General features: G+C 65.3%; 18 protein-coding genes. 13 read left to right on the forward strand and 5 right to left on the reverse strand.

Annotated features, from left to right (window positions below; genetic code table 11):
• Positions 1 to 103: 103 nt before the first annotated feature.
• The 4 genes from ACSKT0_RS14950 to ACSKT0_RS14965 are packed head-to-tail and all read left to right on the forward strand — an operon-like array spanning position 104 to position 3,944.
• Positions 104 to 1,537: an MFS transporter gene (locus tag ACSKT0_RS14950; RefSeq protein ID WP_437770508.1), complete on the forward strand. Its 1,434-nt coding sequence runs from the start codon at positions 104 to 106 to the stop codon at positions 1,535 to 1,537.
• Between the two features lie 37 nt (positions 1,538 to 1,574).
• Complete coding sequence (locus tag ACSKT0_RS14955) at positions 1,575 to 2,552, forward strand: nucleoside hydrolase (protein ID WP_437770509.1); 978 nt, start codon at positions 1,575 to 1,577, stop codon at positions 2,550 to 2,552.
• 11 nt (positions 2,553 to 2,563) lie between these two features.
• Complete coding sequence (locus ACSKT0_RS14960; protein ID WP_437770510.1) at positions 2,564 to 3,058, forward strand: nucleoside deaminase; 495 nt, start codon at positions 2,564 to 2,566, stop codon at positions 3,056 to 3,058.
• A gap of 46 nt (positions 3,059 to 3,104) precedes the next feature.
• Entirely contained in the window at positions 3,105 to 3,944 is an 840-nt protein-coding gene (locus ACSKT0_RS14965; RefSeq protein WP_437770511.1) for a ribokinase, read from the forward strand.
• On the opposite strand, the gene ACSKT0_RS14970 is transcribed toward ACSKT0_RS14965, so the two are convergent.
• Complete coding sequence (locus ACSKT0_RS14970) at positions 3,941 to 4,606, reverse strand: TetR/AcrR family transcriptional regulator (protein ID WP_437770512.1); 666 nt, start codon at positions 4,604 to 4,606, stop codon at positions 3,941 to 3,943. The two genes, ACSKT0_RS14965 and ACSKT0_RS14970, sit on opposite strands and share 4 nt — an antisense overlap.
• A gap of 83 nt (positions 4,607 to 4,689) precedes the next feature.
• Between ACSKT0_RS14970 and ACSKT0_RS14975 the strand changes: the two genes are divergently transcribed.
• Together ACSKT0_RS14975 and ACSKT0_RS14980 are read left to right on the forward strand one after the other, a co-directional pair.
• A complete protein-coding gene (locus ACSKT0_RS14975; protein ID WP_437770513.1) occupies positions 4,690 to 5,736 on the forward strand; it encodes an agmatine deiminase family protein in 1,047 nt (348 codons plus the stop codon).
• Positions 5,733 to 7,454, forward strand: coding sequence for an amidase (locus ACSKT0_RS14980; protein ID WP_437770514.1), 1,722 nt, complete (start codon positions 5,733 to 5,735; stop codon positions 7,452 to 7,454). Before ACSKT0_RS14975 ends, ACSKT0_RS14980 begins: the two co-directional genes overlap by 4 nt.
• Positions 7,455 to 7,458: 4 nt before the next feature.
• Here the strand turns inward: ACSKT0_RS14980 and ACSKT0_RS14985 are convergent, their stop codons facing one another.
• The 3 genes from ACSKT0_RS14985 to ACSKT0_RS14995 all read right to left on the reverse strand — a co-directional run bounded on the left by ACSKT0_RS14985 (position 7,459) and on the right by ACSKT0_RS14995 (position 9,135).
• Positions 7,459 to 7,830, reverse strand: a complete 372-nt coding sequence (locus tag ACSKT0_RS14985) for a sec-independent translocase (RefSeq protein ID WP_437770515.1) — start codon at positions 7,828 to 7,830, stop codon at positions 7,459 to 7,461.
• A 47-nt stretch (positions 7,831 to 7,877) separates the two neighbouring features.
• Positions 7,878 to 8,399: a hypothetical protein gene (locus ACSKT0_RS14990; RefSeq protein WP_437770516.1), complete on the reverse strand. Its 522-nt coding sequence runs from the start codon at positions 8,397 to 8,399 to the stop codon at positions 7,878 to 7,880.
• A 121-nt stretch (positions 8,400 to 8,520) separates the two neighbouring features.
• Positions 8,521 to 9,135: a cadmium resistance transporter gene (locus ACSKT0_RS14995; protein WP_437770517.1), complete on the reverse strand. Its 615-nt coding sequence runs from the start codon at positions 9,133 to 9,135 to the stop codon at positions 8,521 to 8,523.
• Between the two features lie 74 nt (positions 9,136 to 9,209).
• On the opposite strand from ACSKT0_RS14995, the gene ACSKT0_RS15000 reads away from it, so the two are divergent.
• A complete protein-coding gene (locus tag ACSKT0_RS15000) occupies positions 9,210 to 10,055 on the forward strand; it encodes a phosphotransferase (RefSeq protein ID WP_437770518.1) in 846 nt (281 codons plus the stop codon).
• A 7-nt stretch (positions 10,056 to 10,062) separates the two neighbouring features.
• Here ACSKT0_RS15000 and ACSKT0_RS15005 read toward each other — a convergent pair whose 3' ends face one another.
• A complete protein-coding gene (locus tag ACSKT0_RS15005) occupies positions 10,063 to 10,854 on the reverse strand; it encodes an alpha/beta fold hydrolase (protein ID WP_437770519.1) in 792 nt (263 codons plus the stop codon).
• Positions 10,855 to 10,988: 134 nt separating this feature from the next.
• Here ACSKT0_RS15005 and ACSKT0_RS15010 point away from each other — a divergent pair, with 134 nt between their 5' ends.
• From ACSKT0_RS15010 to ACSKT0_RS15035, 6 genes are read left to right on the forward strand one after another with little or no spacing between them, the layout of a single operon-like run.
• The gene (locus ACSKT0_RS15010; protein WP_437770520.1) at positions 10,989 to 11,816 is read left to right on the forward strand and encodes an ATP-binding cassette domain-containing protein; all 828 of its coding nucleotides are present in this window, start codon (positions 10,989 to 10,991) and stop codon (positions 11,814 to 11,816) included.
• 8 nt (positions 11,817 to 11,824) lie between these two features.
• Positions 11,825 to 12,643 carry an ABC transporter ATP-binding protein gene (locus ACSKT0_RS15015; protein WP_437770521.1) on the forward strand — a complete coding sequence of 273 codons (819 nt, stop codon included), beginning with the start codon at positions 11,825 to 11,827 and terminating at the stop codon, positions 12,641 to 12,643.
• A gap of 34 nt (positions 12,644 to 12,677) precedes the next feature.
• The gene (locus tag ACSKT0_RS15020; RefSeq protein ID WP_437770522.1) at positions 12,678 to 14,204 is read left to right on the forward strand and encodes an ABC transporter substrate-binding protein; all 1,527 of its coding nucleotides are present in this window, start codon (positions 12,678 to 12,680) and stop codon (positions 14,202 to 14,204) included.
• Entirely contained in the window at positions 14,204 to 15,946 is a 1,743-nt protein-coding gene (locus ACSKT0_RS15025) for an ABC transporter permease subunit (RefSeq protein WP_437770523.1), read from the forward strand. The genes ACSKT0_RS15020 and ACSKT0_RS15025 overlap by 1 nt, the downstream gene beginning before the upstream one ends.
• A gap of 31 nt (positions 15,947 to 15,977) precedes the next feature.
• Positions 15,978 to 16,634 carry a hypothetical protein gene (locus tag ACSKT0_RS15030; RefSeq protein WP_437770524.1) on the forward strand — a complete coding sequence of 219 codons (657 nt, stop codon included), beginning with the start codon at positions 15,978 to 15,980 and terminating at the stop codon, positions 16,632 to 16,634.
• A complete protein-coding gene (locus tag ACSKT0_RS15035; RefSeq protein ID WP_437770525.1) occupies positions 16,631 to 18,253 on the forward strand; it encodes a DNA polymerase Y family protein in 1,623 nt (540 codons plus the stop codon). Before ACSKT0_RS15030 ends, ACSKT0_RS15035 begins: the two co-directional genes overlap by 4 nt.
• Positions 18,254 to 18,286: the final 33 nt, after the last annotated feature.

Genomic DNA, 18,286 nt, shown 5'->3' on the forward strand with positions numbered 1-18,286 from the left:
TAACAAGCGTGTATGATGCACATATAAGCCATCTTGTGCTCTGCGCCACACATGCATCGAGCCGCCCCCGAAGCCGTTTTGTCTCAAACAAGGAAGTTTGTCCATGACTACCCAAGCCACCAGCACCGCAGGGCTCCCCCTACGGCGAAAAGCAGCCCGAGTGCCCGTCCTCATTGCCACGCTCATCCTTTCGATCCTTAGCTACCAGCTCAACGCCAGCCTGTTCTCGGCGGCACTGCCCGCCATGGCCGCCCATTTCCAGGAATCCACGGAAAACGTGGCCAAAGTCCAATCGCTTTTCTTCCTGACCGGCGCGGTCCTGGGTATGGCATTTTCCCGATGGAGCGACTTCCTGGGACGCCGCCGCACCCTGCTGATCGTCCTCTCCATGATGTTGGGCGGCACGGTCCTGTGCCTGCTGGCTCCGAACCTGACCGCCCTACTCGTGGGCCGGGTCCTGCAAAGTGCAACGAGCGCCACGTTCACCATTTCCTTCCTGCTCCTGTCCGAGCGTTTCAGCAAACGCCTCTTCGGCATCTCCGTGGGCGTTATTTCGGCGGTCAATGGCGGCATTGGCGGGCTCCACGGCTTCCTGGGCGGTTTCATCACCGACACCATCGGCTGGCAGTTCCTCTTTGTCCTGGTCCTCGGCGTGGGCGTGCTGGCGATCGTGCTGGTCGCCGTCGTGGTCCCGAAGAGGCCCGGCCGGACACGCGAGGGACGCATGGACTGGTGGGGCGCAGGCACCTTGGGCACGTTCCTGGTTCTCTTGAGCAACCTGATCGGACAGGCTTCCACGTCCGGATGGGGCGACGCCTGGACCCTTGGGTATCTCGCCGGCGCAGTGGTTGCCGGGCTGGCGTTCGTCGCCGTGGAAAAGCGTGTTGCCCGTCCGCTGATCGCCATCGAGCAATTGCGGTCCCGCCAGGTGTGGCCGGTTTTGGCGAGCACGGTGCTGACGCTTGCCGGCATCTTCTCGGCATTGAACTTCACAGTGATCCTCCTGAGCCAGGACGCAAAAGCCGGATACGGGCTATCCGCTTCCATGTCAGCCCTCCTGTACCTGACGCCCACGGCGTTCGTGGGTGTACTCACGGCGGTGTTCTCCGGCTGGTTCGCGCAGCGCATCGGCTGGTTCAAGGCCCTGAGGATCAGCAGCGGCCTGATCGTTGTCGCTGCGGTTGCGGTCGCGATCTTTGCCGCGGACCGTTGGATGGTGTTCGCCTTGCTGATCATTATGGGAGTCCTGTATCTCGGCCAGTTCCAGAGCACGGTGAGCGGCATCGCGGTGCTGAACTCACCCAAATCGGCGCCGGGTTCCGTGCCCGGCCTGAATGGAGCATGCTTTGGAATCGGAGCCAGTGTGGGAATCGCCGTCGTCGCACCCGCCGTCGCCGCCGGAACCATCGCCGGCTACCAAACTGCCTTGTGGATCTCGGCGGGCTTCGCCCTCGCGGCCTTTGCCGCTTCCCTGATCCTGCGCCCTGTCGCTGCGAGCGCATCTGCGGCGCCCGCCGTCGTCGTCGCCCATGCCTAAGCCCGAACCAGAGTCACCAAACCTACGAAGGAGCACCATGACCACCACCACACCGCAGCCGTTCTACCTCGATTGCGATACCGGCATCGACGATTCCCTGGCAATCGCCTATCTCCTGGCGAGCCCCGAGGTGGAGCTGGCCGGGATCGGAACCGTCAGCGGCAACGTCAGTGCAGCAACCGGGGCCGTCAACACATTAAACCTGCTCCATGCCGCCGGCAGGTCCGGGATCCCCGTGGCCGTGGGCGCCCACGATCCCCTCGTGGGCACGTTCGACGGCGGGGCGCCGCACGTTCACGGCGAGAACGGCATCGGCGGGGTCGCCTTGGAAGACTCGGGACTGACGTCGGAATCAGAGACGGCCGCGGAGATGCTGGTGCGGCTCGCCAACGAGCACCCGGGTGAATTGCGCGTCATCGCCGTCGGCCCGCTCACCAATCTGGCCCTCGCGCTGCAACTGGACCCGAAGCTCCCGTCGCTCGTCCGCGATGTCACGGTCATGGGCGGAGCCGCGTTTGTGCCCGGTAACATCAGCCCAGTCGCAGAGGCCAACATTTTCAATGACGCCGAAGCAGCCGCCGTGGTGATGGAAGCCGATTGGCCGGTCACGATGGTTCCCTTGGACGTGACGATGAACCACCGCTTCGATGAGACCCATCGTTCCGCGCTTACGACAGCCGGACACCCGGTGGCCAGTGCGCTCTCCGGGATGCTCGTCCAGTACTTCGCGTTTTACAACACGATTTTCGGTGAGCATTGCGCCGCCCTCCACGATCCGCTGGCGGCAGCCATCGCCGTGGGTGCCCTCGAGCTCGACGACGCCCCGTACGTTGGAATTTCCGTGGACACGAGTACGGGTGAGACTCACGGCAAGACCCGCTGTGAGCGGATCGACGCCGGAGCCGCCTACGCTGGCCCGATGCCGGGTCGGGCGTCCCGGGTTGTGCTGTCCGTCAAGGGCGACGCCGCGGCGCACCTCCTGGAGCGGATCCTGTCTTTGCCTGCGGCGAACTGAAGGGGCTTTTGATGAACACTTCTTCACCCACCGAGGCCAGCCAGGCCGACCTCGAGATGCTGAACCGCGCCATTTCCCTCGCGAGGGCGGCCCGGGACCGCGGCGACCACCCGTTCGGCGCACTTCTATTGGCACCGGACGGAACAATCGTGGAAGCCGTGAACACCGTCAACACGGAACACGATCCCACCGGTCATGCCGAGACCAATCTGGTCCGCCTGAGCGCCAGGAAGCTCGACGCCGGCACATTGGCCGCCAGCACGCTGTACACAAGCACCGAACCGTGTGCCATGTGCACCGGGGCGATCTATTGGGCGGGAATCGGACGCGTGGTCTATGCCTTGTCCGAAAAGGACCTTGCCTCGATTGTCACCGAGCAGTCCGGCGTGCCCACTCTTGACCTGCCCTGCCGCGAAGTCCTTGCCCATGGCGGGAGTAGCGTCTCCGTGACGGGTCCCGTTCCGCTTCCCGAGGCAACAGAGGTCCATCTTGGCTTCTGGCACTAGTCCGGAAACCCGACACCGCAATCCAGCACCACCAAAAGGACAGCTCATGCCCATCCCCAGCACGCTCACTGTTGTCGGCAGCCTCAACGTCGATCTCACGTGCCGCGTCCACCGCCTGCCCTCCCCCGGCGAAACCATCGGCGGCGGCACCCTTACCCGTCAGCCCGGCGGAAAGGGAGGCAACCAGGCCGCGGCTGCTGCGCGGCTGGCCGGGGCCGCCCGGATGGTGGGCGCCGTCGGCGCGGATCCGGATGGGCGGCTTCTGATGGAGGCCCTGGACCGGGCAGGGGTTGATACTTCGGCAGTGGAGCAGGTTCCCGCGCCGACGGGGACGGCGTTGATCGTGATCGACAGCGAGGGCGAAAACCAAATCGCCGTGGCTCCTGGAGCCAATGCCGCGGTTTCGCTGGAACGTGCCGATTTCGCCGATGGCGGGCCGGTGCTCGCGCAGCTTGAAATCGCCGTAGACGCCGTCCTGGAAGCCGCGCGCCGCACCATCGGGTTCTTCGCCCTCAACGCCGCCCCGGCACAGGCACTCCCGGCCGAGCTTCTGGAACGCTGTGACCTGGTGATCGTCAACGAGTCCGAGTACGAGCTCATCCCCGAGCTCCGGAGCGCCGAACGCGTGGCCGTCACATACGGCGCAGGCGGAGCGTCGATGTACACGCAAGGCGTCAGGACCGCCCATGCCCCCGCAGCCAAGACGAGCGTCGTCAACAGCGTGGGGGCCGGTGACGCCTTCTGTGCGGCGCTCGTGTTGGCACTCGCGTCGGGCCTGGATGAGGAAAGCAGCCTCGCGGCCGCCTGCGCGGTGGGGGCCGCCGCCGTCGCGAGCGAGCTTTCCCAACCGGAGTTCGAGCGGCTGGAACACTACCTGGGGATCTAAGAATCCGAGCTTGAGATCCGCCCGAGGTGCTGGATACCGCCCGGCACCAGCGAACCGCGGGCTGCACCTACCATGCCTTCCACGGCGCGGGCGAGGTGCGTACCGCGGTCGCTGACGCCGTCCCAGCGCACCAGAGCCTGGGCATTCAGTCCGTCCACCATGCCCAGGATCTGCCAGGCGACAGACGGAGCATCGAAGGTATCGAACTCACCCGCGTCGATCCCCGCTTCGACCACGCGCTGCACCACGGCCTGCCATGCATCCATCTGCTCACGGACGCAGGCTGCGAGCGCCTCGTTCCGACGCCCCAGGGTCCACGCCTCCACCCAGATTGCAGTGACATCGAGCCGGCTGACGTCCATGAGCGTTTCGAGGAGCATCCCGAGCTGTTCCAAGGGAGTCGGCTGCTTCTCCAGAAGGCCCGCAACCTCCTCGGTCTCCGCCGCGACGATGGTCGAAAAGATGCCCGCCACCAAGGCCTCCGCATTGGGCTGGTAATGCGCGACGAGGCCTGAGGCCACTCCTACCCGCGCTGCCACGTTGCGCAGCGTAATGGCGGAAAGCCCCTGCTCAAGCGCTATTTCCTTGGCAGCCTCGGCTATTTCGGCCGCGCGTTCGGCCGGCGTCTTCCGCGCAGCGCGTTTCTGTATCGTGCTTGACATCACGTAACAGTCTAAAGTAGTTTTCTTGTTGTTGATCATGCGATCAATAAGAAATTTCACCTCACAACACAGAGGAGACTTCCATGGCCTGGAGAATGCCAGCCGAAACCGCACCCCACGAGCGCACCTGGATGGCGTTCCCCCGCCCTGGCCTGACCTTGGGCGACGACGCCGCTTCGGCGGAAGAAGCGTACTTGGCCTGGACCGCCGTCGCGCATGCAGTATCCGAATTCGAGCCCGTCACTATGGTGGTCGACCCCAGCGAACGGGACCGGGCCAGCCGCATGCTCGGCGCCGGAATCGAACAGCTTGAGGCTCCCCTCGACGAATTCTGGATGCGCGACGTCGGACCCACCTTCGTCGTCGACGACGAGCGTCCCGGCGTGCTCGGCGCAGTCGACTGGATCTTCAACGGCTGGGGCGCGCCGGCCTGGTCCGAATGGCAGAAGAGCGCCGGCATGGCCCGCTTTGTCGCCGAAGAGTCCGGCGCGGAACTGGTCACTTCGCTGCTGGTCAACGAAGGCGGCGCCATCCACGTCGATGGTGAAGGCACAGTCCTTGTCACCGAAACCGTCCAGCTGGATCCAGGCCGAAACCCGCACGCAGACAAGGCACGCGTCGAAGCGGAACTGTCGCGCACGCTGGGCACTACTCACACCGTGTGGGTACCCAGAGGCCTCACTCGTGACTACGAGGACCTCGGCACGCGCGGCCACATCGACATGGTGGCCACCCTTCCCTCCCCCGGCCGGGTCCTGCTGCACTCGCAGACAAATCCCGAGCACCCCGATTTCGAGGTCAGCCGCACCCTTCAACGGTTCTTCGAAACCCAGCAGGACGCTGCAGGCAAACCGTTCGAAATCACCCTGCTTCCCGCACCCGAGACCCTGCGGGACGCGGAAGGCTTCGTCGATTGGAGCTACGTCAACCACCTCGTGGTCAACGGCGGCGTGATTGCGTGCGGCTATGGCGAGGAGCGGGCCGACGCCTTGGCCGCGGAAATCCTGGCGGAGGCCTACCCGGGCCGCCGCGTCGTGACCGTGGATGCCCGGCCGATCCTCGCCCGGGGCGGAGGAATCCACTGCATCACGCAGCAGCAGCCCAAACTCACCAGCCAGGCCGCACGATGAGCCGCTTCGACGTCGTCGAGGCCTCCATCGCGCAGTTGCGGGCGGCGCTGGAGTCCGGCGAAGTGACCAGCGAGGAACTCACCCAGGTGTACCTGGACCGCATCGACGCCTACGACCGCACCGGCATCATGCTGAACGCGATGGTGGTGATGAACCCCGAAGCGCTCGCAGATGCCCGGGCCTCCGACGAGCGCCGGGCACACGGCACCACCTTCGGGCCCCTCGACGGCATTCCGTACACCGCCAAGGACAGCTACCTGGCCAAAGGGCTCACGGCCGCCGCGGGCTCCCCCGCGTTCGAAAACCTCATCGCCCAACGCGACGCCTTCACCATCGAACGCCTCCGCGCGGCAGGCGCCGTGCTCATCGGCCTGACCAATATGCCGCCCATGGCCAACGGCGGCATGCAACGCGGCGTCTATGGACGCGCCGAAAGCCCCTACAACGCCGATTTCCTCACTGCGGCTTTCGGTTCCGGATCCTCGAACGGCTCGGGAACCGCGACCGCGGCGAGCTTCGGAGCCTTCGGCCTGGGCGAGGAGACCTGGTCCAGTGGCCGCGCACCGGCGTCGAACAATGCCCTGTGCGCGTACACACCGTCGCGCGGGGTCATCTCTGTGCGCGGCAACTGGCCGCTGGTACCCACCATGGACGTCGTGGTGCCCCACACCCGGTCCATGGCAGACCTCTTGGAACTGCTCGATGTCATCGTTGCCGACGACGCCGAAACCCGCGGCGACTTCTGGCGCGCGCAACCGTGGGTCCGGATCCCGGCCGCGTCCCGGGTGCGTCCTGCTTGCTACCCGGCGCTCGCACCATCCGACGTCGACGGCGCGCGCTCGGCTTTGAAGGGCAAACGCTTCGGGATACCGCGCATGTACATCAACGCGGACCCCGACGCCGGCACCAGCGAAACTCCCGGCGTCGGCGGACCCACGGGTCAACGAATCCAGACCCGCGATTCCGTGATCGAACTGTGGGAAGCTGCCCGGCGCGACCTCGAAGCCGCCGGAGGCGACGTCGTCTTGGTGGATTTCCCCGTGGTCTCCAACTACGAAGGCGACCGCCCGGGCGCGCCCACCATCTCCACCCGCGGACTGGTCAGCCCGGAGTTCCTGAAACGGGAAATCGTCGATCTCTCCGCCTGGGCCTGGGACGACTTCCTCGCAGCCAACGGGGATCCGGCGCTCAACAGCCTGGCCGACGTCGACGGCACGGCGATCTTCCCGCACCCGGAAGGCACCCTCCCGGACCGCTATGACGGGTTCGACGACCACATCGCCGACTACCCGGCGCACATCCGTGCACACGCGGTTGCCTCCCTCACCGACATCCCGCACCTCGAAGAAGGCCTGCACGGACTCGAAGCGACCCGGCGGGTGGACCTTGAGGAATGGATGGACGAACTCGGCCTGGATGCGGTCATCTTCCCCGCCGCCGCCGACGTCGGACCAGCCGACATGGACGTCAACGAATCCTCAGCCGACCTCGGCTGGCGCAACGGCGTCTGGGTAGCCAACGGCAACCTCGTCCCCCGGCACCTGGGGATCCCGACGGTCACCGTACCGATGGGAACCATGGGCGATATCGGCATGCCCGTCGGACTCACATTCGCCGGCCGCGCCTACGACGACACCGCACTGCTCGCACTGGCCGCGGCCTTTGAAGCAACAGGCGAGCGCCGCACCGCTCCCCCGCGCACACCGCGCCTCGACTAACGAATCAGGTGGACTCGTCGTCGAAAGGGGCCTTCTGCCCGGCCGCCAACCGCACAACCGGGCGGGCAGGAGGCTGGACAGGAGGCTGCGCCTGGGTTGGGACGACCGGCTCAGTGAGCGGCTCGTCCTCCAGGAGGGCTTCGCGGATAATGCGGCGAGGATCGTATTGGCGTGGGTCCATTTTCTGCCAATCGATGTCCTCGAATTCCGGGCCGAGCTCCTGGCGAAGCTTTTCCTGCGCGCCGGAGGCCATGCGCCGCAGTTCGCGGATAAGCCGCCCCAGCTTCCTCGCATACTCCGGAAGCTTGGTCGGTCCAAGGACCAAAACGGCAATAATCAGGAGAAGGACTACCTTCTCGATCGAAATATCGATCATGGCTCCATTCTAAATCCACCACCCGGTCGCTCCGGACGGCACCGGGCTTAGGAGATCGCGTACAACGCTACGGCAAGTCCAGCTGCCATCAGCGCCTCGCGGACACCCTTCAATCGGGGCACGGCGTGCGATTTGCTCTCGGCTGGCATCGCGAACGTGCCCAACAGCCAACCCGTGGCGGCGAAGAGCATGAGGATCGCGCTCATGATGTCGGCAAGGATGATGCCCAGTTGGTGTCCTGGATGATCCCACACCGATCCAGCTCCACTCGACGCGGAGAGCAGCACCCAGCCTGAAAGGGCCGCCACCGCTGCGCCATAGATCGCCGACCATCGCGCTGTCCCGGCTGTCCCCGGGCTTTTGTACACGATCCTCACGACGGACAAGAGGAAGACAAGGCCAATCGCCGCGCCTAGCGGGACCACACCGAGCGGAGCCCATCCGAGCCCTACCGCCGCCATTGCGGCGGCCAATATCCCGGCTGCGGCGGCGTCAATCCGGGCCGTGACACTCTTGGCCCGGAAGATGGCTCCGAACCCCAACACGGCCGCTGCCCCGAACAGCAGCACCAGAGCGCCTACAACAAACGAACCTCGGAACATATCCTGCCAATCCTCCTGAGCGCTTCCGGATGAAACCCACCCGCAGTCATATCAGTTCCGGATGGGAGAACCCTGCATGCTGCGCAGATCAGCGCTGGAACAACTGGGCAATGACGCCGGAGCGGACAATGATGGTGGCCCCTAGCGCGACGTAGACCACAGGAATTACCCAGTTTCCAGCCCGGCGGCAGAGCGCAGCTACGGTCGGGTGCGCTGTCAGCCAGTAGCCGGCGGCGCACCACACTGCCACCATCACCCCAAAAGTCAGACCCGTCGCCACCGAAGCAGCCGGTGCCAGCGAGCGGAACAGCGGAATGTAGACGGAAATGTTGTCTCCACCGTTGGCGACTGTCACGGCGACAACCACGGGCACGGTCAGCGACCGGGGCTTCGGTGGATCTCCGGACGCGCGGGCAATCCTGAGCAAGGCGTAACAGCCCAAAGCAAGCGGGACCAGACCGAGGAAACCCACCCACTCCACCGGGACGGGGTTGAGCGCCAATGCCGCTGCGGCCGCAACCCCGGTCAGTATTCCGATGCCGATGTATTGGCCTACCCAAATTCGCCAGAGTCTTGGCACCGGGCGCGTCCTGGCTGACAAGAAAAGAACGGACAAGACCAGAAGGTCATCAAGATTTGTCGCCGCAAAGGCTCCGGCCGCTGTCAGTACGGTGCCGCCCAGATCTTCCATCGTTGATGACACTACCGCTTGGAGACTCGAGCTTGCCCGGACCACACCGGCTGGCGCCAGCGACCGGGCCATGGCAGCATCGGACGATGACTGCAGATACCCGTCCGTACGTCGAGCCCGAGCAGCCGGACCTTGCCGTTCCGCTACTCGGCGGAGACGTGACGGAGGGGCTCGTCCGGGTCGGCGACACAGTGCGGCGGCCTGTAAGCGACGCTTCGCAGCGGGTCCGCCGCCTCCTGGATTTCCTGCAATCGGCCGGATTCCAGGGAGCGCCCCGCTTTCTGGGCATCGACGAAGGCGGCAGGGACACCCTGAGTTTCGTTCCCGGGGACACCGCCGGCCGCCCCTGGCCACGCTGGGTCGCCGACGAATCGAGCGCAATCAGCGTCGCGCGCCTGGTCCGGAGCTACGATGACGCCGTGCAGCCGCTGGGCGTACCCACTTGGGCACGCGCGGGCGACGATGACGATCCGCAGGGGTGCCCTAGCTCGATCGCGGGACCGGCAACATTCCTCGCCCACATGGACATCACCCCGGAGAATGTCGTCTTCCAGGACGGTACCGCCGTAGCCCTGATCGACTTCGATTTAGTGCGCCCCGCAACACGCGCGGAAGAAGTTGCGAACTTGCTCCTCTGGTGGGGCGCCTGGATGCCCGTCACGGACCGTGATCCCGTCATGCGCGACGTCGATGCCGGCTCCCGGGCTGCTTTGCTCGTGGACGCCTATGGCCTGGGTCCAGTTGATCGCGCCGAGGTAGTTGATGTGGCCAGGAACGGCGCCGACCGCTCCTTGCATTTGATGAGGCGCAGGGCCCTCACCATAGGCGGCGGCTGGAAGAGGATGTGGGATGGGGGCGTCGGCGACAAGATCCTTCGCCGCCAAGCGTGGCTGGCCGAAAACGCCGGAGTTCTCCACGCCGCGATAACGTGACCGGCGCTTAGAATTCTTCGTCGAGATGGCGTAGGAGAAAAGGAAGCGTCGCGCGCATGGTCCGGAGATCGCCGTCGCTGGCTGCTTTCTCCCCAAGGTAGTCTCCATGGTTCCCCGGCACGATCATCAGGCGGCTCCCCGGGATAGCCCGGACCACCTGCACCCCGTGCTCGGGCTTGATCACATCACGGTCGCCAAGCAATACGAGAGTCGAAGCCGTGATGGAGCCCAATTGTTCGTCGGTCCATCCCGGAAATGTCAGCATTCGTTGGCTGTCCAGGATAAAGAGTTTCTCAAGGTGCTGCGGGTCCGGATTGAGCTTGAGGTCTGCCTCCCGGTAGACCTCGGGCATGTCAGCGGAAGTGGCGTTCTGGAGTCCGTCCCAGAATCCTTCCACCATGGCATCGCGCGCGGCCATGGACGACGCGATGATCAACTTGCGCACCACCGCAGGATGTTCCATGGCCAAGGCGAGCGCGGTGTGGCCGCCGGCACTGAAGCCGAGCACATCCGCCAGCGGAACGTCCAGCTGACGAAGAACCGCCGCGACGTCCGCGGCTGAGTTTTCGGCAGTGAGGGGTCGATCGATCGGCGCCGTGTGGCCGTGACCTTCTTCTTCGACGGCGATGACTTGCCGCGTCCCGATCAGCAGCGGGATGAGCTCCCGGAAGTTCGACTCGATCGTGGATCCGCCGCCATGGATCAATACCAGGGGAGCCCGGTCCGGCCGAGGTAGGCCATGAACCTCGTAATACATCCGCAGGGAGCCGTTGTGCGCGTAGCCATGTTCAAAGTCCACGCCCCCACCCTAGCCGCCGGCTGTTGCTACTTGGCAAGAGCGTGGGGAACTCAAAGCGCCTTAACATTTTCACCTAATGAGAATGAGTATTGATAGCATCAGTACTCTCATCGCTTCTAACATGAAAGTCCCCCATGCACCCTGCCCTCCTGGTTCGAGATTTGAGGGTGTCCCTCCGGGGACGCGCCCTGATTGACGGAGTCAGCTTCGCTATTGACCCGGGTCAAAGACTGGCACTTCTCGGAGCCTCGGGTTCGGGCAAGTCACTGACCGCGGCAGCCCTCCTCGGACAGCTTCCAGCTGCGATGAGTGCTTCAGGACGGTTGCAGATCAACGGAGTGGACGTGCCGTTGTCCAACAGGCGAAGGCGCCGCGCCGGGATCACCGCAATCCATCAGGACCCTATGTCAGCGCTCAATCCCTTGGTACGCCTGGGCAGACAGCTGGAGATCCCGCTACTGCATGCCGGCCATTCGGCCTCCATCGCACGGCAACAGGCACTTGAGCTGCTCGCGTCGGTGGGGATAGAAGAAGCCGAACGGACCATGGAGAGTTTCAGCGGCGAATTGTCGGGCGGTCAGCTGCAACGGGTCTGCATCGCCCTCGCCCTGGCCTGCCGTAGCGCCGTCCTGGTGGCGGATGAACCGACTACCGCACTGGACATGGTCAGCCAGGCCAATGTCCTCGATGCCTTGTCCTTGTATTCGGAATCGACCCATTCCGAATCCGCGCATTCCGCGTCTGCGCATTCCACGTCCACCGGAGCGATGTTGTTCATCACTCATGACCTTGCTGTGGCTGCGGCCTTTTGCCACCAGGGCCTTGTCTTAAGTTCCGGCCGGATCGTCGAGGAGGGATCGATGGAGTCGCTAGTGGAGCGGCCCAAGCACCGGTACACGAAGCAGCTGGTGGAAGCCGCGCATGTCGGTTTCGATTCCCTTCGCCGGGAGGCCTCAGCATGAATGCGGTATTGAGCGCCGACAATCTGGGCCTCACCTACCCCGGCAGGGGGCTCCTGAAGAAACGGTCATCCCGGCCGGCTCTGCAGGACGTTTCCCTCAGCATTGCCGCCGGCGGCAGCATCGGCCTGGTTGGCGGCTCGGGCGCAGGAAAATCGACGCTCCTGCGGATCTTGCTCGCTTTGGACAAGCCGAATGCCGGAACCGTGACGTTCAATGACACCCCGGTTGCGCCGGGCCCGGCTTCGTCCTTGAGGTGGTATCGCCGTGCAGTGCAATACATCCCGCAGAATCCCGCGGCGAGCCTCGACCCGGGCATGAACGTGGAGCGCCTTCTCCTGGAACCTCTGAGGCAACTGCGCATTGACGGCGACCACCGGGGGATGATCCTGAATGCCCTGCAACGGGTAGATCTCGATCCGGGCATGCTCAACCGACTGCCCCGGGAACTCTCCGGCGGCCAAAACCAGCGCGTGGCCATTGCACGGGCCCTGGTCCCCGCGCCGAGCATCCTCCTGGCAGACGAGCCGGTCAGCGGGCTCGATCTTCCCCTCAGGAACACGGTCTTGGACCTCATGGAACAGCTGGTCCAGGGGGACGGACTGGGGCTCCTTTTCGTCTCGCACGACCTGTCCGCGATCGCCCGCCTGTGCTCCGAGACCCTGGTTCTCTCCGGGGGACGCATCGTGGAGCGCGGGCCGACCGCAGCCGTGTATGCCAATCCACAGACCCGGGAGGCCAAGGAGCTCGTAACCTCCGCGGCACTCATGCACCGTTGCCTTCCGGCCGCCCTCCCCGGGCCGTACCCGCAACAAGTCCGCCCCGCCTAAATCCACTCGCACCCACGAAAGAAGGCATCCATCCATGGCTATTCCACGTCCAAAAGCAGTTGCCGCGATACTCCTCTCCTTCGCAATGGCCGCAGCACTCAGTGCTTGCTTCGCCCAAGGCAACACATCATCGGTCACCAGCAACGACTCCCGAATCAAAGTAGCCATGTTGCAGCCACCCCGTTCAGGGCTCACCCCACTGAGCGACGATGCCTTCAAACTCTCACGGTGGAAGACCGCCGAGACGCTGGTTGTCCTGGATGCCCTTGGCGACGCCCAGCCATCGCTTTCAACAGCCTGGAAGCAACTGGACAGCAGGAACTGGCGCTTCGAACTCCGCGCAGGCGTGAAATTCCATGACGGAACGCCTCTGACGGCCGAGCAAGTGACGGCATCGCTGACGGCGGCGGCCAACGCAAAGCCCAAGCCACGGATCCTCGACGGCGTCCAGCTGAGCGTCCGGACGGACGGCGGGAACGCCGTCGTCGTCACCACCCAAACGGACGACCCGCTGGTTCCGCAGCGGCTTTCCAGCCCGCAGCTTTCCATCCTCGCCGCGTCCGCCTACAAGCCCGTCGGGGTCGTCAGCCCCATCAACGCAGGAACCGGCCCCTACGTCCTTGCTTCCGCGGACGGCACCAGCTCGGCAACACTCAACCGCTTCGCCGACTACTGGGGCGAAAAAGCGGCAAGCAGCGGGGTCGACGTCCAATACGTTCCCGACGGCACGGCGCGCGCGGCCGCGCTGAGGACTGGAACTGCCGACGTCGTGGAGGCCATTCCCGTAGGCCAGGTCGCCCAGATCAAGGCGGACTTGGTTCACGAAGTCCCCATGCCCCGCACCAATACCCTCTACTTGAACACCAAGGCGGGTCCCTTCGCGGATCCGTCGGTCCGGGCAGCGGCACGCACCTCGGTCCAACGGGCCACCATTGTTGACCGGGTCTACGAAGGACGTGCGGACATCGCCGAAGGCCTCTTGGGCCCAGCTCTCCCCTGGGCGGCCAAGGAGCGGCAAAACACCACATACATTGAAACCCTGAAGAAGCGGGGGGAAGCGGCACCCGCCAATGGCCGCCACATCAAACTCGGCACGTTCACCGATCGGGCCGAACTGCCCGAGGTCGCCGTGCAGCTTGAGCAGCAGCTCGAAGCCGCCGGCTTCATCGTGGAGCAGGAAGTCCGCGAGTACCAGCACATCGAGGCAGACGCCCTGGCCGGCAAGTTCGATGCCTTCATCCTGTCCCGGGCCACGGTCCTCGACTCCGGCGACCCCGTCGCCTACATGTTCAGCGACTTCTCCTGCAAAGGCTCCTTCAACATCTCCCAGTTCTGCGATCCGGAGGTGGACGCAGCACTGAGCAAGGCCGCCGCCATCCCGGCAGGCCCGGAGCGCCGGGCGGCAATTGCCGCCGCCGAAGCACTGATCCTCGCGAAGGATGCGGCCGTGCCGCTGCTGCACGAACGCGTCATCCAAGGCGAATCAGCCAGGATCCACAACGTCGAACGTGATCCCCGCGAGCGCGCCCTGATCACGAGCAAGACAGGAATCGCCGGCTGATGCGGAGCCCGGCGTTCATCAAAACCGCGGCTTCCCGGGCCGTGGCACTCTTCGCCATAGTTGTGCTGATCGGGATCTTGCCGTGGCTATCGGGACAAAGCCCGGAATACACCATCCTGAGGGCCCGTTACGCCGACCGGGAAGCGATTGATGAAACGCTGGGCATGATCCGCGCGGAGCTCGGACTCGATCGAGGACCGGTGCGCATCTTCCTCGACTGGGCCGGGGGCCTTTTGCGCGGGGACATGGGGAATTCCTGGATCACCAACACCCCTGTTGGTCCCGGCACCCTGGAAACTCTCGGAGTCTCCGTTACGCTGATGGCCTGCGCGGTGGCCGTTGCGACGGTGGTGGCCACCACACTGTGCGTTCCTTCCGTGATTCGCGGACTGGCCGGGAACCCGGGCCGAGGTTCCGGCGTCGTGGCGGCAGCCATGACCGCCCTCCCCGAGTTCCTCCTCGCGGCGATGCTCCTTGTCGTCGGTGCGGTGTGGCTGGGCTGGTTCCCGCCGTATGGCTGGCAGGGCCTGGACCACGCGGTGTTGCCGGCCCTCGCCCTCGGTCTGCCCGCCGGCGGGCTCATCGGGCGGTTGCTTTCCGACGCCATCAGCCTGGCGTTCGCCGAAAAATGGGTGGCCACGTGGGCCATGGCCGGAGCCAGCCGCGCGAGGCTCACCGGTGCGGTACTCCGCCGGGCCCTGCCATCGGTGATGAGCCAGATCGGGCTTGTCCTGATTGGCCTCACCGGCGGGGCGGTTGCCGTGGAGAAGGTCTTCGCGATTCCCGGTTTGGGCCGCGCGGTCCTGGGCGCGGCGAGCGCCCAGGACATACCCGCGTTGCAGGCCGGAGTACTGGCCCTTCTCATGCTGGCCATCGCAGCCGGTTCCCTCAGCGCCGCGGCCCGATACCTTCTCATGGGAGCGGCGCTGCGCTCTGGGACAGTTCCGGTCCCGGACTGGCCGGGAAGATCACGACGGCGGGATGCCGCGGTTCCGCTCGTTGCGGCAGGAGCGTTGCTGCTCATCGTCGTCGCGGGATTGCTTCGCGACCCATTCACCTCGAGCCATGCGCGGCTTGCCGGCCCGGGCTTCGAGCTGCCCTTCGGGGCCGACGCGAGCGGACGGGACCTCCTTGCCAGGGTGGGGCACGGTGCCGTGTCCACGCTGGGAACGGCTCTGCTCGTGGTGCTGGCTTGCCTTGTGATCGGGATCGTCGTCGGGCTCTTCCCGCTCGCGGCGACTGGTCCCCTTGAAGTAGCCAACGCCGCTCCGCCCATCCTGGCCGGCCTGATCGTTGCCGTGGTGACCGGGCCGTCTGCCGAAGGTGCGGCGATAGCCGTCACCCTGGTCAGTTGGGCACCCCTCGCCGCCCACACAGCGGCCTTGGCGCAGGAGGCCAGGGCCCAGCCCCACGTGAAGATCCTTCCGGTCCTGGGTGTGGGGCGGGTCCGCATCCTCTGGCGCTATATCCTCCCGGCCATCCTTGGCCCGGTGTTCAGGCATTCGATGCTCCGGGTACCGGGAATCGCGCTCGCCTTGGCTGCTTTGGGATTCCTCGGCCTCGGCCCCCACCAGCCGTCGCCCGAGTGGGGCCTGATCCTCGCCGAGGGTATCAACTACGTGGAGCGTGCCCCTTGGGCCGTTGCCGCCCCGGCCTCGGCGTTGATCCTCGCTTCGATCCTGGCCGTTTCGCTGTCGAGCGTGACGTGGTCGCGCTCGCAGGGGGCTCCGGCCTCCAATTGACTCATTCGAATATATGTTCGAAAATTGAAGTATGTCATCCCGCCTGTCTTCCGCTTCGCCGGCTTCGCTGCGCGATGACTTGCAGGCGCAGATCCACCTCATGCAGGGCAAGCGCGGAAGCGAACGTTCGCTTCCAGTGCTCCCCTCACTCAGCAGGCTCCTTCCGGGGGGACTGCGCCCGGGAGCGGCGTACTCCATACAGGGATCCATGTCCCTGGCCATGGCATTGTTGGCCGGACCGTCCCTCAATGGCTCCTGGTGCGGGGTAGCTGGGCTGCCTGACTTCGGGGTCGAGGCGGCAGCAGGTTTCGGCATTGCGCTCGACCGGCTGGTGCTGGTGCCTGACCCCGGGACCAGCTGGACGCAGGTGATCGCTGCCATGGCGGACGTGCTCTCGGTGGTCCTTGCACGCGCTCCGGAAAGAGTCGCACCAGCCGAGGCTGCACGCTTGGGAGCCAGGCTCCGGGAACGGAGTTCCGTCCTCCTTGTCATGGGACCCTGGCCGCAGAGTGAAGCCGTCTTACAAGTGAATGGATATGAGTGGGCGGGGCTCGGACAGGGCCACGGACATCTCGCCAAGCAGGAGCTCGAGCTCCAAGTCGCTTTGAGGGGCAGTTCCCGCAGGGCCTCCGTGGATCTTGCGGACAGTGGCCCGGTAGATCTGTCCCGCCACCGGATGGGAGCATGATGCTGTTTCAACTTGAAACCCCGGTGCGCGCGTTGGTGACATGGTTCCCGGATTGGCCCCTTGTCGCCGCCCGCTTGGCAGATGCCCTGCCGCCTGATGTACCCGCGGCAGTCGTAGCCAAAGGTGTCATAGCTGCCTGCTCCGCGGAAGCCCGGGCAGAGGGAGTAGTCCGGGGCTTGCGGCTAAGGGAAGCGCAGACCCGCTGCCCTGAATTAGTGGTGTGTGCTGTTGATCCGGTGCGGGATGCGAGGGAATTCGAGCCCGTGGTCTCGTCACTCGAGGAACGGACTCCTGGCGTGGAAGTGCTTCGCCCCGGACTATGCGCTATCCGGGCCAAGGGTGCCACCCGATATTACGGCGGAGAGGAAGCGGCCGCAGGTGCTGTGCTTGAATCGGCGGACAGCCTTGGTGTGGAGGCCCGTGTGGGGATTGCGGATTCCGTGTTTGCCGCCGAGCAAGCAGCCCGGAGCACCAGCGAACTCTCTGCCGTTCTTGTGCTCCCGGCGGGTTCTTCCCGGGATTTCCTGGCTCCATTTCCAGTGGAAGTACTAGGGCAACCGAAACTAGCTTCCTTGCTCAAACGCCTTGGCATCCTCACTTTGGGGAATTTCGCCAATCTTCCCGCTGCCGATATCCGCGCCCGTTTCGGGGCGGCCGGAGTCACTGCGCACGCCCTGGCGAGCGGCCAGGATCCCCGCAAGGTGATCCCCCGGACTCCCCCGCGGAAACTTGAACAACGGGCGGACTTCGAACCCGGCCTGGACCGGGTTGACCAACTCGCCTTTCAGCTCCGCGCCACGGCAGACGCCTTCGTAGCCGAGGTGCAGACTGAAGGCTTGGTCTGCACCGAGCTAAGGGTTCTGATCACTGACGATGCAGGGAGCCGCTCGGAGCGGACGTGGGGCCACCCCCGCCATTTCACGGCCAGCGACGTCGTGGACAGGGTGCGCTGGCAGCTTCAGTCACAGCCCCCCGCCCGCGCCACCGATAAAACAGTCGACGGCGGAATGCACGACGGCGGCATGGCTCGCGGCGGACTGTCGTCGCCGGTCACGCGGGTCGAGTTCGTCCCCGTCCGGGTGGACTCCATCGCCCATCATGGGCGGGCGCTCTTTGGAGACGGAGCCGAGGAACAGATTCATCATGGACTCAGCCGGATCCAAAGCATGTTGGGGCATGAAGCTGTGGTCGTGCCTGCGGTCTCCGGAGGCCGCTTGCTGGCCGAGCGGCGCCGTTTGGTTCCTTGGGGAGATGCCTTGCCCGCGGGATCGGCAGCCCTGGCCAGCAGGCCGTGGCCCGGAAGGATTCCAGACCCGCAGCCCGCCACGGTGTTCGCCTCCCTTATCCCTGTCCTGCTGCTTGATGCGAACAAGGAAAAAGTCCGTACAGACCACCGTGGCGGGTTGATTGCCCCGCCTATGTGGTTCTGTCCCGGCGGAGACCCCGCACGACGACGACTGGTAGCTCAGTGGGCCGGCCCTTGGCCGCTGCGGCAGAGATGGTGGGACGCCGACCATCGCCTTGAAGCGGACCGGTTCCAGCTTGTGGACGGGAATGGAGAGGCCTGGCTCCTTCTCCTGGACGAGCAGAACTGGTGGGCAGAGGCCCGCTACGACTGAACACCAGACGCTGAACTCTAGTCAGGAAGACAA

It is taken from the genome of Arthrobacter sp. KNU40, from assembly GCF_051515115.1.
Lineage (GTDB): Bacteria > Actinomycetota > Actinomycetes > Actinomycetales > Micrococcaceae > Arthrobacter.